The sequence below is a fragment of the Mucilaginibacter sp. genome (genome assembly GCF_965200995.1).
Classification (GTDB): Bacteria; Bacteroidota; Bacteroidia; order Sphingobacteriales; family Sphingobacteriaceae; genus Mucilaginibacter.
The window spans coordinates 165,009-180,038 of the sequence record NZ_OZ241743.1 but is presented as its reverse complement, the minus strand read 5'-3'; the positions used below and the strand labels follow the sequence as shown (position 1 = coordinate 180,038).

The window sequence follows — 15,030 nt, the reverse complement described above, 5'->3', positions numbered from 1 at the left end:
ATAAAGTACTCATCAAGAAATCAGCCGAGAGAAATTAGTAAACTTCCTTTAGTTGTTGTTCAAAAAATATTTGTCGAATTAAACATTTTAAGTGAAGATCCAAGACCTAATAATGTTAAAAAGCTAATTGGGCTTAAAGATTATTGTCGGATCCGCATTGGTGATTATCGTATAATCTACAGTATCAATGATGACCAGCTCATAGTGCTTATACTAAAAGCCGGCCATCGAAAGAACATCTATCAGTAATTATTGGAAGCAAGTTTCAAAAATAACTTAGCCGTTCACCACTTCGCCGCCGTTTACGTGAATAACCTGGCCGGTGATGTAGGAAGCATCCTCAGAAGCCAGGAACACATAGGCAGGGGCCACTTCAGAAGGCTGGCCGCCGCGCTGCATGGGGGTTTCCTTGCCGAAGCTCTCAATCTTTTCTTTATCAAAGCTGGAAACAATCAGCGGGGTCCAGATGGGGCCGGGCGCTACGCCATTTACCCTGATTTTCTTTTCTACAATATTGGTAGCCAGCGAGCGGGTAAAAGCTAATATAGCCCCCTTGGTTGATGAATAATCCAGCAGGTTGGGCGAAGAGCGGTAGGTAGTTACCGAGGTGGTGTTGATAATGGAATCGCCTTCCTTCAGGTGCTTTAAAGCAGCCCTTGAAAAATGGAAATGCGGAAAGATGTTGGTTTTAAAGGTTTCTTCCAGCTGCTCGTCGCTTATATTTTCCAGTTCCTTTTGCGGGTACTGCACGGCGGCGTTGTTCACCAGGATGTTCAGTCCGCCCAGTTCGCTTACCGTCTGTTCAACTGCCCGGCTGCAAAATTTACTGTCTTTTATATCACCCGGAATCAGGATACACCGGCGGCCGGCGGCTTCCACCAATTGTTGGGTTTCTCTGGCATCTTCATGTTCGTCTAAATAAACTATCGCCACATCAGCGCCTTCTCTGGCAAAGTGTACGCTCACGGCACGGCCTATGCCACTGTCGCCGCCGGTTATCAACGCAATCTTGCCCGGCAGTTTGCCGGCTGCCTTGTAATCCGGCTTTATATATTCCGGCTTGGGGTTCATGGCTTGTTCGTTACCGGGTTGCTTGTCCTGTTTTTCGCTGCCCGAAAATTGGGTGGGTTCCTGTGTCATTATCTCTAAAGATTTTAATTTTGTGAAATTTACTTGTGTGGATATTTTTACATCAAGCGTTTGAAAGCAAACTATAATTAAAATAAACAGATTAAGGGATTGTTTAAATTAATAATTCATTTTATATAACTTAGATTAATAAATGGTGCCTTATCGCACAGCTAATTGATTTTATATTCTGTTCAATAAATAGTAATAATGCAGGAAACCACAGGCTTACTGGATAAGATTAAGCACCACGATAAATTACCGATCCTTATAAACGAAAATTGTGCAGTTGCTTTACCAAAAGATGTAGTGCAGCAATTGTGCAGTCCGCACAAATTATCCTATTACTACTTTATGTTTGTTGATAAGGGTAGTGCAGAGTTAAAAGCAGACGCACAGGATATTTCCATTACCGACGGCCAACTGGCCTTTGCCTTACCTAACCAGGTTTTCACCCACCTGGCTTGCGATAGCGAAACCCGGCAGTATAAAGTTGCCTTTGATGAAAATACAGTAACACTTCTACCCAATGCCTATCCGTTTTTGGCTAACCCTTTCAACAAAAACGTTATTATATTTGATCCGGCAGGTAAGCAACGGGTAAAATCGCTCTTTTCAACGCTGTTTCAGTTGCTTCATTCGCCGGGTAAGCATAAAAACACAGAAATTATTTTAGCACACCTGCATACCTTGCTAACTGAACTTAACAGCGCCTACTTTGAGCAGTATGGCAATCAAGACATCCACTTTAGTTCCAGGTTATCTAAGTATATGGCCTTTAAGCTTGCCGTAGAAACACACCTTACCGAACAGCACGATGTGCATACAATTGCTGAGCAGTTGGCAACAAGTACAAGTCGCCTTTATGGTATTGTAAAAGAATTTTCGGGCGTTTCGCCAAAAGAATGGATGACAAACCAGCTGATGTTGGAAGCCCGGCGCAAACTGCAGTATTCCTCTCTTTCGGCTAAGGAGATTGCTTACGAACTGGGTTTTAGTGACCCCGATTATTTTTCAAGGTTATTTAAAAAAAGTACAGGTAAGAGTATAAGCAGTTATCTTTCAGAATTACGCGATTTGTCCGGCAAATAAGAAGATTTGTCCATTCCGGCTGTTACGCTGTGCTTTACTTTTGTGCTGTTGATTTACAAAAATTTGATATAATGAAAACAGCATTAGTAACCGGAGCCAACAAAGGCATTGGCTTTGAAGTAGTGAGGCAACTTGCCCAAAATAATTTCTTTGTATACCTGGGCTGCCGCGATCTGGAAAATGGTTTTGCTGCCATAGCGAAATTAAAGGCCGAAGGCTTTGGTAATGTTGAGGCCGTACAGTTAGAGGTTACTGATCAGCAGTCAATTAGCCAGGCCCGTGCAACGATAGGCAGTAAAACAGCGGTGCTGGATGTGCTGGTGAACAATGCAGGCATTTCAGGCGGCTTCCCGCAGTCGGCGCTTGATGCCACGCTTGAGCAATTTAAAACGGTGTATGCAACCAATGTGTTCGGTGTAGCCGGCGTTACACAGGCGTTTATTGACCTGCTCAGGAAATCGCCCGAACCGCGCATCGTAAATGTAACCTCTGCAATGGGGTCGCTTACTTTAACGGCCGATCCAGCCAGTGATATTCCAAAGATGGCCGTATACCAATCGAGCAAGTCGGCGCTTAATATGTACACGCTTAATCTGGCTTATGAACTGCGCGACACGCCGTTTAAGGTGAACATGGTTTGCCCCGGATATACCCAAACCGATTTTACCGGGCATCAGGGTACCAGTACCGTAGCAGAAGCAGGCCAGCGTATTGCCAAATACGCCCTGATCGGGCAGGACGGGCCTACCGGTAAATACATCAGCGAAGAATACTTTCCTGAGCCGGCAAGCTGCCCGTGGTAGAGGAGTTATCATGATCCTCTCATTCCGTCATTGCGAGGAACGGGCGCCATCTCTCTACGCCTTTGTTAACGCAGGAGGCAGAGAGATGGCGCCCGTACCTCGCAATGACGCGTTTTATTTAAAGGTTTGCATGGCTTAACGCTCAATTCAACTCAGCAGCGGCAAATGCGCTGATCTTACTCAGATCGAGTATTACCTGCCCGTTCTCGCCAGCCTTAAAGGCGGGGGTGAACTTGCCGCCTGTCACCAGTTCGTTGTACTGGTAAGAGGTACGGGATTGCACAGTTTGCGAAAACGTATCATCAAAGGCCTTTAACAGAACATTAAACGTTGCCTGCATTTCCTGTAATTGCGTTGCCGTAATATTTTTAATAGGGCTGTTATCATCTATCGGGTGCACTACCGTCCAGCTCAGGGTAAGCAGCTGCACACTGTTACGTTCTAAGGGCAACGGCATAAATTTACGTTCTATCTTGCCGTTTACGGTTTCGTTATAGGAGAGGATAACATCCGCTACCAGGTCAATCAGCAGGTTTCGCCGCTTGTTGGCCAGCCTGAACATTAAGCCGTTCATGCCATCGCGGTAGGGCGCAATCAGGATACGATCACTATACACAAACCTGGCCGATGGCCTGGAAAAGCGCCCGTATAGCAAGCCTGTAGCCAGGGCAAAAGTGAGCAGGCCCACCATAGATTCAAAGGCGGCTACCGTATTGGTAGCCACGCCCACCGGGCTGATGTGGCCATAGCCCACCGTACTCATGGTTTGTGCCGAAAAAAAGAAGGCATCAAGGAACCGGCTCATGCCGGTATTGGCCTCCACGCCATCCAGGTTGTGCGGCCCGAGGCTTACATAGATCAGGGTAAACAACACATTGACCAGCAGGTAACCGCTCATTACAATGAGCCAGAATTTGCTCCAGCTCATGGTAAGCAACTGGTGGTAGCTGTTGGCCGAACTGAAAAAGCCCTGGCCTGTACGCTTTACGTTAATAGAACCATCGCGGTTGATGATGCGCTGGGTAATGGCCTGATTGCCGAAGCCCAGGTCGTTCTCGGCTTTGGTTTCCTGATGAATTGATGCCATAAAAGTGTGGTGGTTGAAATTGTAAAAATACACTGTTACCCTTGTATTTGGCAAAAAGTATAGTCATATTTGTTTTTATATATAATGACATGAACATACAGTTAAATAACAACGGTTGGTGGCTTAACGATTAACATCGTGAGGCAATCCTGTTATTATTTATAAAAGATATACTGGAAAGGGTTGCCGTAATAAGGCAACCTTTTTTATTATGCGCCCTACCCCTGTAAGGCAGCATCGGATATAAATACAGGGATGATATGAAAGCAATATTAAATCATCTGTTCAGCCATAAAACTTTTACGCGGGAGCAATCGAAAGAGATTTTAACCCATATTGCGCAGGGCGAATATAACAACTCGCAGATTGCCGCCTTCATGACGGCCTATTGCATGCGCAGCATTACGGTAGATGAACTTGAGGGTTTCAGGGATGCCATGCTGGAGCTGTGCCTGCCCGTGCAGCTGGAAGCCGGTAACCTGATTGATGTATGCGGTACCGGCGGCGATGGTAAGGATACCTTTAACATCTCTACCCTTGCCTCATTCGTGCTGGCCGGGGCAGGGTATAAGGTGGCCAAGCATGGCAACTATGGCGTATCGTCGGGCTGTGGCTCCTCTAATGTAATGGAGTACCTGGGCTATAAGTTCACCAATGATATGGATAAGCTGAACAAAAGCGTTGACGAAGCCGGCATTTGCTTCTTACATGCGCCATTGTTCCATCCGGCCATGAAAACGGCCGCACCTATCCGCCAAGAATTAGGCGTAAAGACATTTTTTAACATGCTGGGGCCCATGATCAATCCGGCACGGCCGCAAAACCAGCTGGTGGGGGTGTTTAACCTCGAACTGGCAAGGCTGTACGCTTATCTCTACCAGAAATCAACTACCAAGTATACGGTGCTGCATGCGCTCGACGGGTATGACGAGGTTTCGCTTACCGGCGACTTTAAAACATTCTCGGCAGCAGGGGAAAAGATCAATACCCTGAATAGTCTGGGCTTTGAGCCGATTGATGCAGCCCTGATCAGCGGCGGGGAAACGGTGCCTGAATCAGCCGGTATTTTTATTAAAGTGCTGAATGCGGAGGGCACGCACGAACAAAACAACGTAGTGCTGTGTAATGCGGCGCTGGCGATACAGACCATCCATCCCGAAAAATCTTTTGCCGACTGCTTTTATGAGGCTGAGGAAACCTTGTTAAGTAAACGTGCCTTAAACAGTTTTAACCGTTTAATTGCGAATTGAAAAGCTGTTTCAAAAAAGGAACGGTCATTTCGACCGCAGGGAGAAATCTTCTGCCGCATACTGGTCGCCTGAAGAAGATTTCTCCCTGCGGTCGAAATGACAGAATGTAGGGTATTGTAGGTTTTGATAACTTTGAACAGTTGCTACAAGATATGAAGATTAAAGTATGCGGCATGAAAGACCCGGCAAATGTAGCACAACTGGCAGCCTTGCAGCCGGACTACATGGGCTTCATTTACTATGCAAAATCACCACGTTTTGCGGGCAATTCTGATGAGGCTGTTGATAGCGTTCCGGGCGCTATTGGCAAAACCGCTGTTTTTGTGAACGAAAGTGCAGAAAAGATTGAAGTGCTGATTAACCAGCACAGCTTTGAAGCCGTACAACTGCATGGCAACGAAAGTCCTGAGTTTTGCAGCTATTTTAAAGAAAAAGTACAGGTATGGAAAGCGTTTGGTGTGGATGATGATTTTGATTTCAATCTACTGAACGCCTATGCAGATAAGGTGGATTACTTTTTGTTCGACACCAAAACCAATGCACATGGCGGCTCAGGGCAAACGTTTAACTGGCAGGTACTGGATAATTATCAATTAGAGGTACCGTTCTTTTTAAGCGGCGGCCTCAGTGCTGGTAATATAGGCAGCGTAACAACAATCAAACACCCGCAGTTTTACGGGGTTGATTTAAACAGCCGGTTTGAGATTGAACCGGGCATAAAAGATATGGTAAAGCTGAAACAGGCTTTTAATATATTAAGAACAACCGATGAAGTACGGAGTTAACGAACAGGGTTATTACGGTGATTTTGGCGGAGCTTATATCCCTGAAATGCTGTACCCCAATATTGAAGAACTAAGGCAGCAATACCGCTCCATCATCAGCGATGCCGATTTTAAGGCGGAGTATGATCTGCTGCTGAAGGATTATGTAGGCCGGCCATCGCCTTTGTACCTGGCTAAACGCTTATCAGAACGCTACGGCGCTAATATCTACCTGAAGCGCGAAGATCTGAACCATACCGGTTCGCACAAAATCAATAATGCTGTCGGGCAGATTCTATTGGCGCAGCGGCTGGGTAAAAAGCGGGTAATTGCCGAAACCGGCGCCGGTCAGCATGGGGTGGCTACGGCAACGGTTTGCGCACTCAAAGGGATTGAATGCGTGGTATATATGGGCGAAATCGACATGGAACGCCAGGCGCCCAACGTAGCCCGTATGAAGATGCTGGGGGCTACCGTAATACCGGCAACCTCGGGCAGTAAAACCCTGAAGGATGCCACCAACGAGGCCATGCGCGATTGGATCAATAACCCGGAAGATACGCATTACATCATCGGCTCGGTGGTAGGGCCTTATCCTTACCCCGAAATGGTGGCGCAGTTCCAGTCCATCATTTCGCGCGAAACCAAACAGCAGTTATTGGAGCATACCGGAAAGGATTTGCCCGAATACGCCATTGCCTGCGTAGGCGGCGGCAGCAATGCCATGGGCATGTTCTACAATTTTCTGGATGATGAAAGCGTTCAACTGATTGCTGTGGAAGCGGCAGGCAAGGGTGTGAACAGTGGCTTTTCGGCAGCTACTTCTGCGTTAGGTCGCGAAGGCGTACTGCACGGCAGCCGTACCATACTCATGCAAACCGACGATGGCCAGGTGGTAGAGCCTTATTCTATTTCAGCCGGTTTGGATTATCCGGGTATCGGTCCGCAACATGCGCACCTGCACAAAATTAAGCGGGCGAAATATGTAAGCATTACCGATGAGGAATCGCTGAACGCCGGTTTGCTGCTGTGCCAGCTGGAGGGCATCATACCCGCCATTGAATCGGCCCATGCGCTGGCTTATTTAGAGAAGATGCAGTTTGAACCGACGGACAATGTGGTGATCTGCCTCTCCGGCCGTGGCGACAAGGATTTAAGTACATATATTAAACATTTCGGATTTTAAGCTGATGGCTACATTAACCGCAAACCGCCTGAACCAGGTTTTTGATACCAAAAAAGATAACTTGTTATCTATCTATTATACCGCAGGCTATCCTGAACTGCACGCCACGGTTGATATCGCCGAGGCGCTGGAACAGGCCGGTGCTGATTTTCTGGAAATCGGCTTCCCTTATTCAGACCCGGTGGCCGACGGGCCTACCATTCAGCACAGTTCGCAAATGGCATTAGAGAACGGGATGAACGTCAATTTGCTGTTCGAGCAATTAGCCGACCTGCGACAGCGTGTATCTATCCCGGTATTGCTGATGGGTTATGTGAACCCTATGGTGCAATATGGCATCGAGCGTTTTTGTGCCAAGGCCGAGGAGGTAGGGGTAGACGGCCTCATTGTACCCGACCTGCCCATGTACGAGTACGAGGCTATGTACAAAGATGTGTTTGCCCGTCATAACCTCAGCAACATCTTTTTGGTAACGCCGCAAACCTCGGAGGCGCGCATCCGCAAGATTGATGAGTTGAGCAACAGCTTTATTTACCTGCTGTCTTCATCCTCCATCACCGGCAAAAATTTACAGGTGTCTGATATTACCGAATTGTACTTTAAGCGCATCAAAGACATGCAGCTGAAGAACCCCACTATGATAGGCTTCGGCATTTCGGACGCGGCCGCCTACCAAAAGGCTTGTGCCTATGCCAACGGCGCTATCGTAGGCAGCGCCTTTGTAAAGTTTTTGGGTAATGAAGATTATATGGATAGACTGCCGGAGTTTGTGAAAGAGATAAAGCACCCCTCCCAACCCTCCCCAGAGGGGAGGGCTTTTTAGTGCTTCACAAAGATTTCTTATTATAAAGCCCTCCCCTTTGGGGAGGGTTGGGAGGGGTGTTACAAGTACATATCCAAATCGCCCTTCCCCTCACGCACCACCTCAAAATCGCCGGTGGTACAATCAACTACGGTTGAAGGTACATTGTCGCCATAACCACCGTCGATGACGATATCCACCTTGTCCTGGTATTTTTCGTAAATCAGTTCCGGGTCGGTAGAGTATTCAATAATATCATCTTCATCGCGTATGGAGGTAGACAGGATGGGGTTGCCCAGCGCCCGTACAATCTCACGGGCAATGTTGTTGTCCGGCACACGTATACCTACTGTTTTCTTGTTGGAACTTAGCAGCTTAGGCACCTGATGGCTGGCGTTAAAGATAAAAGTGAACGGCCCGGGTAAGGCTTTTTTAATGACACGGAACACCGTGTTGTCAATGGATTTGGTATAATCGGATATATGGCTTAAATCATAACAGATAAAAGAGAAGTTGGCCTTTTCCGGCTTGATGCCCCGCAAGCGGCAAATGGCCTCGATGGCCCGCTGGTTGGTAATATCGCAGCCCAGGCCATAGATGGTATCAGTAGGGTAGATGATAAGGCCGCCTTTGCGCAGCACATCCACTACTTGCTGGATAGTTTTGGGGTTTGGATTTTCAGGATATATTTTTAGCAGCATATGTTGATTTCGAATGTTCGAATAAAGGAATGATAAGGAATAATGTTTGGCTATGTGTATGCGTAGTGCTGCTTTGAAGCAGTTCAAAACCAGCAAGTCATTTCGACCGCAGGGAAGAATCTTCTTCGAGCGACCAACCTGCGGCAGAAGATTCCGGCATTTATATACAACGCTAACACAAACACGTCATTGCGAGGAACGAAGCAATCCCCGATGTGCAGAGCGGCCTTGCAAGCTGAGGATTGCTTCGTTCCTCGCAATGACGCGCTCTTACTAAGCGGGAAGATTGTTAAGGAATATTCAGGATAGCTTAGTGATTAAATGCCGAAGATTCCGGCATTTATATACAACGCTAACACAAACACGTCATTGCGAGGAACGAAGCAATCCTCAGCTTACAGAGCGGCTCTGCACAGTGGGGATTGCTTCGGTCCTCGCAATGACGCTTGCAGCATAAATTTATACTTAAATACCGGAATCTTCTGCCGCATACTGACTGCTCGAAGAAGATTTCTCCCTACGGTCGAAATGACAGAAAAGAACTTTAATTCTTAGATGGCAGCAAAATGTTTCTGTAACAAAAAAGGGGACACATGTCCCCTTTGTAATGTAACTTAGCTGTAATCAGCTTATTTAGCCAATACTTCTTTCACTCTTTCGGCAGCTTCTTTCAAAAGAATGGCTGAAAATACTTTTAAGCCGGAGTTGTCAATCAGTGTTTTAGCTTCCTCGGCATTGGTGCCTTGTAAACGCACAATGATCGGCACCGGGATATCGCCGATTTCCTGGTAAGCATCAATAACCCCCTGAGCCACACGGTCGCAGCGAACAATACCACCAAAGATGTTGATCAGGATGGCTTTCACATTAGGGTCTTTCAGGATAATATTAAATGCCGCCTTTACGGTTTGTGCATTGGCGGTACCGCCTACGTCCAAAAAGTTGGCAGGCTCGCCGCCGGCAATCTTAATGATGTCCATCGTAGCCATAGCCAAGCCGGCGCCGTTCACCATACAGCCTACATTACCGTCCAGCTTTACATAGTTCAGGTTGCTCTGGCTGGCTTCTACCTCCATGGGGTCTTCCTCATTAGTATCGCGCAGGGCGGCAAAATCAGGGTGACGGTACAGGGCGTTATCGTCTAAATTTACCTTAGCATCCACCGCTAAAATCTTATCATCCGAAGTTTTCAGCACCGGGTTGATCTCGAATTGTGAAGAATCGGTAGAATCGTAAGCTTTATACAAGGCGGTTACAAACTTCACCATTTCCTTAAACGCATTGCCGGATAGGCCCAGGTTGAAGGCAATTTTACGTGCCTGAAAACCCTGCAAGCCTACAGCCGGGTCAATCTCTTCCTTATAGATCAGTTCGGGCGTAGAGTGTGCTACTTCTTCAATGTCCATACCGCCTTCGGTAGAGTACATAATGATGTTGCGGCCTTTGGCACGGTCGAGCAGTACGCTCATGTAAAACTCTTTGGTTTCGCTGTCGCCGGGATAGTATACATCCTGTGCCACCAATACCTTATGTACTTTTTTCCCTTCGGGGCCGGTTTGCGGCGTAATCAACTGCATGCCCAGAATGTCGGTTGCTTTTTGCTTTACCTCATCCAGGTTTTTGGCCAGCTTTACGCCACCGCCCTTACCGCGGCCGCCGGCATGTATCTGGGCCTTTACCACTACCCAGCTTGAGTTGTAATCTTCTTTCATTTTTTGGGCGGCCTCTACAGCCTGTTCCACAGTATCGGCTACAATGCCTTCCTGTACCCTAACGCCAAAACTTTTTAGTATGGCCTTACCCTGATATTCGTGAATATTCATGTGTTCTTGAAGAATTTGCGGTAAAGCTACAATTTCAGTTGTACTTTAAAAATTTACCGTGCATTTTATCGGTGCTTGTTAAACTATAGCTGTGCAAAATACTCCAACAGCCTAAGCAAGGTAAAGCTTCAGGTACAGCATGAAAGATTTCTATTACATTTTAGGTGTGGATGCGGATTGCACTTCCGCAGAAATTGAGGAAGCGTACCTGAAGCTGTCTGCAAAATACAACCCGGAAACAAACGCTAACGACCGGTTCTTTGCCAACCGCTTTGTTGAAATCCGCGAAGCCTATGAAACTTTAAGTAACCGCGCTGCGCGTGCGGAGTATGACCTGAAATTAAAGAAAGGCAGGGTAAACCGTACAGAAGAGCGGTACCGGATCAAACGCTATCATTCAACCACAAAGGGAGTAAATATCGGGCTTACCCTGGTGTTACTTGTACTCACCTTTGTTTTTGGTTATTACGCTTTAAAGGCTTTTCGTGCAATTCCTGCCGTTAAAGCTGCTCCGGTGCCGGTGGCAAGTAAGGCACCTGTGCATATCATCAGGCATCACAATTATAAACACATAGCCAAACACCTGCCGCCTGCAAAAATGACCTGGATAGCTGCAAAAAGGGACACTTTCAAAAATAAGCCTGTACATACAGAGCCGGTAATGGTGAAGTCGGTTACACCTGCAGCAAAACCGGTTATTGCGGCGGCTGTTATCAAGCCGCAGCCGGTTGAGCCGATTGTAAGAGTTAACACACCGGTTTCAGCCCCGGCTGTTGCAACGCATGTGCAGCCAGACATACAGAGCGATGAACGCACAGAGAGTTCAGGTTATCTGTACGAAACTTATTTGAAGGCCAATCAAACGGGTATTGTACGCCTCCGTGCTTATGCCGGTTACAATGCCGAGGTACTTGCCAATCTTCCTGCCAACGCCCAGGTGCGGGTGCTGGAGAGGGGCGCTTATTACTACAAGATAGCTGCTAATAACAGAGTGGGCTATGTACCAAAGTGGACCGTTCAGGATAAATAACTGTAACAGGTAAGCGTACAGTGGTGTATAGTGTTATTAATTGAAGCTGCCGCATGAATATATTCCTGCGTTTTTTACATTTGTAACCATGCTGAAAGCGCTCAACATTCAAAAATCATACGGTAACCTGCAAATACTAAAGGGGGTAGACCTGGAGGTGGAGCAGGGTGAGATTGTGAGCATTGTGGGTGCCTCGGGTGCAGGTAAAAGTTCGCTGCTCAATATACTGGGCACGCTGGACAAGCCGGATGCCGGTCAGCTTTTTTTTGATGATGTGGAGCTGAGTAAACTTTCAGGCAAGCAGTTGAGCCATTTTCGTAACCTGAAAGTGGGTTTCGTTTTCCAGTTCCATCACCTGCTGGTCGAATTTAATGCCATTGAAAATGTATGCATCCCTGCTTTCATAGCCGGTACGCCAAAGGCTGAGGCCGAAAAACAGGCGGCCAAATTGCTTAACCGGCTTGGGTTAGGCGAGCGTATGCTGCACAAGCCGGGCCAGCTTTCGGGCGGCGAACAGCAGCGGGTATCCATAGCGCGGGCGTTAATTAACCGGCCGGCCCTGCTGCTGGCCGATGAGCCTTCGGGCAATCTGGACTCGGCCAACGCGCGCGAACTGCACGAGTTGTTTTTACAACTGCGCAATGAACTGAACCATACATTTATCATTGTTACCCACAACGAGGAGCTGGCCAGCCTTTCAGATCGTAAAGTAGTAATGAAGGACGGCCTGATCGCCTGATAATACTGATTTTGTGTACACATTAATAACAGGCGCTGCATCAGCCAGGGCATATCAGCTTAAAAATCAACAGGAGGGCAGGCAAGTGCTGCTGGGTGATTACCTGGAACTTCCGGCAGTAATGCTTCGCGCCGGCTCCATGCTTCAGTTACCTGCGCCACAGCAGGCTTCGTACGCCCATTTGATGCTTACCTTGTGCCTGGACAGGCAGATTGACCGGGTGCTGATACTTAACCCCGGTGAAGAGGTGTTACTGAAGGAAGCCGAACTCTTATTTGCCGAATACGGCATTGAACTAAACTATTGCGGCCATGACGTATAATGATATCGCCCCGCGCAAGCAGGCGTTTATATTTGAACTGGACAATGTGCTCTATCCTGAAAAGGATTACCTGTATCAGGTTTATTATCTGTTTGCCGCCATGCTGGAATATACTGAACTGCTGGATGCCAAAGTGCTGGTAAGTTTAATGACCCGCACCTGTGAAGAGCAGGGTGCCGGAAAGGTATTTGAAACCGTACAGCAGAAGTTCAAGCTGGATGGTAAGTATCTGGATGGCTACAATCAGTTGATGGATACGGTACACCTGCCGCTCAGGTTATTGTTGTATCAGCCTATGTTAACGCTGCTGCAGGATATTGTGGTAGACCGCAAACAGATATTTATCTTAACCAGCGGCAAGCCCGAACGGCAGCTCAACAAGATAAAACAAACCGAGTGGCATCATCTCGACCCTTATTTAACCTGTTATTTTGCTGAGGAAACAGCACCTAAGCCGGAGCCGGACAGCCTGCACCTGTTGCTGAAAGACCATAATTTACAGCGCCGCGATGTAGTGATGATTGGTAACAGTACCGTTGATGAGCTTTGCGCAGAAGCCGGCGGTGTAGATTATTTCCCGGCAACAGAATTTTTAGCTTAATTATTGCAACATTAAGTATATTAGTGCGTTAAAAAGCAAAACCGTTCTTGAAGTTTATGAAGGTAAAGTTACATTTATGCGCCATAGTGCTGATCGCATTAAGCGCCTCCTGTAAAAAAGATAAGGTAGCCACAACTGCCGCACCCGCTGCAACAGGTACCACTACTACGCCGCCGGTAATGGCTACGGGTTCTGCACTTGACTTGATTAAAGATTCAATCTTTCTTTATGCCAAAGAGGTGTATTACTGGAATAACCAGTTGCCTGATTATGCTACTTTTAATCCAAGAAAATATACAGGTACAGATGAGCTTACCGCGTTGCAGAACGAAGTAGACGCCTATGCCTTAATTGCCAAAAATCCGGGTACCAACACGGCATACGAATACTATGCAGCCGCTGCTACTGAGGCCAAATACTCTTTTATTGATGACGGAGCTTTAGCAGGCAGGTTAGGCGCCGCCCGCTTTGCCGCCACCGCTTCCACCGGCGATTATGGCTTTGCGCCGGTATACATTGCTACCAATGATCTGCGGGTAAAATTCGTATATCCCGGGTCACCGGCGGATGCGGCAGGATTAAAGCGCGGTTACCAGATTACCTCGGTAAATGGCAGTACCAATATCGGCTACTCCAATGTAAATTATGTAAGCAACGCTTATAGTGCCAATACTACCATTACGCTTACCCTGAAAAAGCCGGACGGTACCTCCTTCAACGCTTCTGTAACCGCTACCAACTATAAAGTTAATCCAGTACTGAAAACCAGCGTATTTGATTTAGGCAATGGCAACAAGGTAGGGTACCTGGTATTTAACAGCTACGTGGCGTTGGCCAATGTACAGTCCAGCCTGGATAATATTTTCAGCACATTTGTGAGTAACGGCGTAAATAACCTCATTATTGATTTGCGTTATAATGGTGGCGGCTATGTAGAAACGGCTGAATATATAGATAACCTGATTGCCCCGTCATCGGCTAATGGTTCAACCATGTATACCGCTTATTATAACTCGAATTTAACCAGTGGTAATATTACATTGTTAAAAAATCAGGTTAGGCGCGATCCGGCTAATAATCAGTTATATAATTACAGTCAGATTGATTATTCGGTGAATGGAAATCTGGTAAAGTATACCAAGAAGGGCAGTTTAACCGGTCTTACTAAAGTAGTGTTTCTGGTAAGCGGCTCTACAGCATCCGCCAGTGAGCTGACCATTAATAACCTGCGGCCTTACATGAACGTGCAGTTGATAGGTACCACTACCTATGGTAAGCCTGTGGGGTTCTTTGATATCAACATTAATAAATATACGCTTTATACGCCGGAGTTTGAAACCAAAAATTCCAACGGGCAGGGCGGCTACTATACCGGCATGGTACCGGGCAGTACTGATTATCCGGGTAAGACTACGTATGATGATGTAACCAAGGATTTTGGTGATACCTCGGAAGGTATGCTGGCCACTGCGTTAAGTTACCTCAGATTAGGTACATTCTCTGCAGGCACGCTCAAAACAGAAAGCGTTGGCACTGCTTCATTGCTTTCTGATGAACTGAAACAGGCTAATCAGCATATGGATAAGGCCAATTTTAAGGGGATGCTTTATCAGAATCCAATGGTTCATCAATAACAAAGCAGTACAATTGATTTATTGTGGTTGAAGATAAAAAGTCTTCAGGCTTATTTTTATAATAAGCC

At 46.8% G+C, this 15,030-nt stretch carries 16 protein-coding genes; 12 read left to right on the top strand and 4 right to left on the bottom strand.

The window, feature by feature from the left end; translation table 11 throughout:
* Positions 1-249, top strand: coding sequence for a type II toxin-antitoxin system RelE family toxin (locus ACY652_RS00890; protein WP_462268198.1), 249 nt, complete (start codon positions 1-3; stop codon positions 247-249).
* Positions 250-276: 27 nt separating this feature from the next.
* Here the strand turns inward: ACY652_RS00890 and ACY652_RS00885 are convergent, their stop codons facing one another.
* A complete protein-coding gene (locus ACY652_RS00885) occupies positions 277-1,140 on the bottom strand; it encodes an SDR family oxidoreductase (RefSeq protein WP_462266039.1) in 864 nt (287 codons plus the stop codon).
* A 198-nt stretch (positions 1,141-1,338) separates the two neighbouring features.
* On the opposite strand from ACY652_RS00885, the gene ACY652_RS00880 reads away from it, so the two are divergent.
* Both ACY652_RS00880 and ACY652_RS00875 read left to right on the top strand, forming a co-directional pair.
* Positions 1,339-2,220 (top strand): helix-turn-helix domain-containing protein, encoded by an 882-nt coding sequence (locus tag ACY652_RS00880; protein ID WP_462266038.1) that lies wholly within the window; start codon positions 1,339-1,341, stop codon positions 2,218-2,220.
* 71 nt (positions 2,221-2,291) lie between these two features.
* Positions 2,292-3,023, top strand: coding sequence for an SDR family oxidoreductase (locus ACY652_RS00875; protein WP_462266037.1), 732 nt, complete (start codon positions 2,292-2,294; stop codon positions 3,021-3,023).
* 142 nt (positions 3,024-3,165) lie between these two features.
* Here ACY652_RS00875 and ACY652_RS00870 read toward each other — a convergent pair whose 3' ends face one another.
* The gene (locus ACY652_RS00870; protein WP_462266036.1) at positions 3,166-4,110 is read right to left on the bottom strand and encodes an ion channel; all 945 of its coding nucleotides are present in this window, start codon (positions 4,108-4,110) and stop codon (positions 3,166-3,168) included.
* Positions 4,111-4,370: 260 nt separating this feature from the next.
* Between ACY652_RS00870 and trpD the strand changes: the two genes are divergently transcribed.
* The 4 genes from trpD (at position 4,371) to trpA (ending at position 8,133) form a co-directional block, all read left to right on the top strand.
* Entirely contained in the window at positions 4,371-5,360 is a 990-nt protein-coding gene (gene trpD / locus ACY652_RS00865) for an anthranilate phosphoribosyltransferase (protein WP_462266035.1), read from the top strand.
* A gap of 152 nt (positions 5,361-5,512) precedes the next feature.
* A complete protein-coding gene (locus tag ACY652_RS00860; RefSeq protein WP_462266034.1) occupies positions 5,513-6,145 on the top strand; it encodes a phosphoribosylanthranilate isomerase in 633 nt (210 codons plus the stop codon).
* On the top strand, positions 6,129-7,310 hold the full coding sequence (gene trpB / locus ACY652_RS00855; protein WP_462266033.1) for a tryptophan synthase subunit beta: 1,182 nt from the start codon (positions 6,129-6,131) through the stop codon (positions 7,308-7,310). Before ACY652_RS00860 ends, trpB begins: the two co-directional genes overlap by 17 nt.
* Positions 7,311-7,314: 4 nt before the next feature.
* Complete coding sequence (gene trpA / locus ACY652_RS00850) at positions 7,315-8,133, top strand: tryptophan synthase subunit alpha (protein WP_462266032.1); 819 nt, start codon at positions 7,315-7,317, stop codon at positions 8,131-8,133.
* 59 nt (positions 8,134-8,192) lie between these two features.
* Here trpA and ACY652_RS00845 read toward each other — a convergent pair whose 3' ends face one another.
* Both ACY652_RS00845 and sucC read right to left on the bottom strand, forming a co-directional pair.
* The gene (locus ACY652_RS00845; RefSeq protein WP_462266031.1) at positions 8,193-8,813 is read right to left on the bottom strand and encodes an L-threonylcarbamoyladenylate synthase; all 621 of its coding nucleotides are present in this window, start codon (positions 8,811-8,813) and stop codon (positions 8,193-8,195) included.
* Between the two features lie 629 nt (positions 8,814-9,442).
* Positions 9,443-10,636: an ADP-forming succinate--CoA ligase subunit beta gene (gene sucC / locus ACY652_RS00840; protein WP_462266030.1), complete on the bottom strand. Its 1,194-nt coding sequence runs from the start codon at positions 10,634-10,636 to the stop codon at positions 9,443-9,445.
* Between the two features lie 139 nt (positions 10,637-10,775).
* Here sucC and ACY652_RS00835 point away from each other — a divergent pair, with 139 nt between their 5' ends.
* From ACY652_RS00835 to ACY652_RS00815, 5 genes are all read left to right on the top strand, one after another.
* Positions 10,776-11,666 (top strand): DnaJ domain-containing protein, encoded by an 891-nt coding sequence (locus ACY652_RS00835; RefSeq protein WP_462266029.1) that lies wholly within the window; start codon positions 10,776-10,778, stop codon positions 11,664-11,666.
* A gap of 88 nt (positions 11,667-11,754) precedes the next feature.
* Positions 11,755-12,405 carry an ABC transporter ATP-binding protein gene (locus ACY652_RS00830; protein ID WP_462266028.1) on the top strand — a complete coding sequence of 217 codons (651 nt, stop codon included), beginning with the start codon at positions 11,755-11,757 and terminating at the stop codon, positions 12,403-12,405.
* 13 nt (positions 12,406-12,418) lie between these two features.
* Positions 12,419-12,727, top strand: coding sequence for a hypothetical protein (locus tag ACY652_RS00825; RefSeq protein WP_462266027.1), 309 nt, complete (start codon positions 12,419-12,421; stop codon positions 12,725-12,727).
* Complete coding sequence (locus ACY652_RS00820; RefSeq protein ID WP_462266026.1) at positions 12,717-13,328, top strand: HAD family hydrolase; 612 nt, start codon at positions 12,717-12,719, stop codon at positions 13,326-13,328. The genes ACY652_RS00825 and ACY652_RS00820 overlap by 11 nt, the downstream gene beginning before the upstream one ends.
* Before the next feature lie 56 nt (positions 13,329-13,384).
* On the top strand, positions 13,385-14,962 hold the full coding sequence (locus tag ACY652_RS00815) for a S41 family peptidase (protein ID WP_462266025.1): 1,578 nt from the start codon (positions 13,385-13,387) through the stop codon (positions 14,960-14,962).
* The last annotated feature ends 68 nt before the right edge of the window (positions 14,963-15,030 follow it).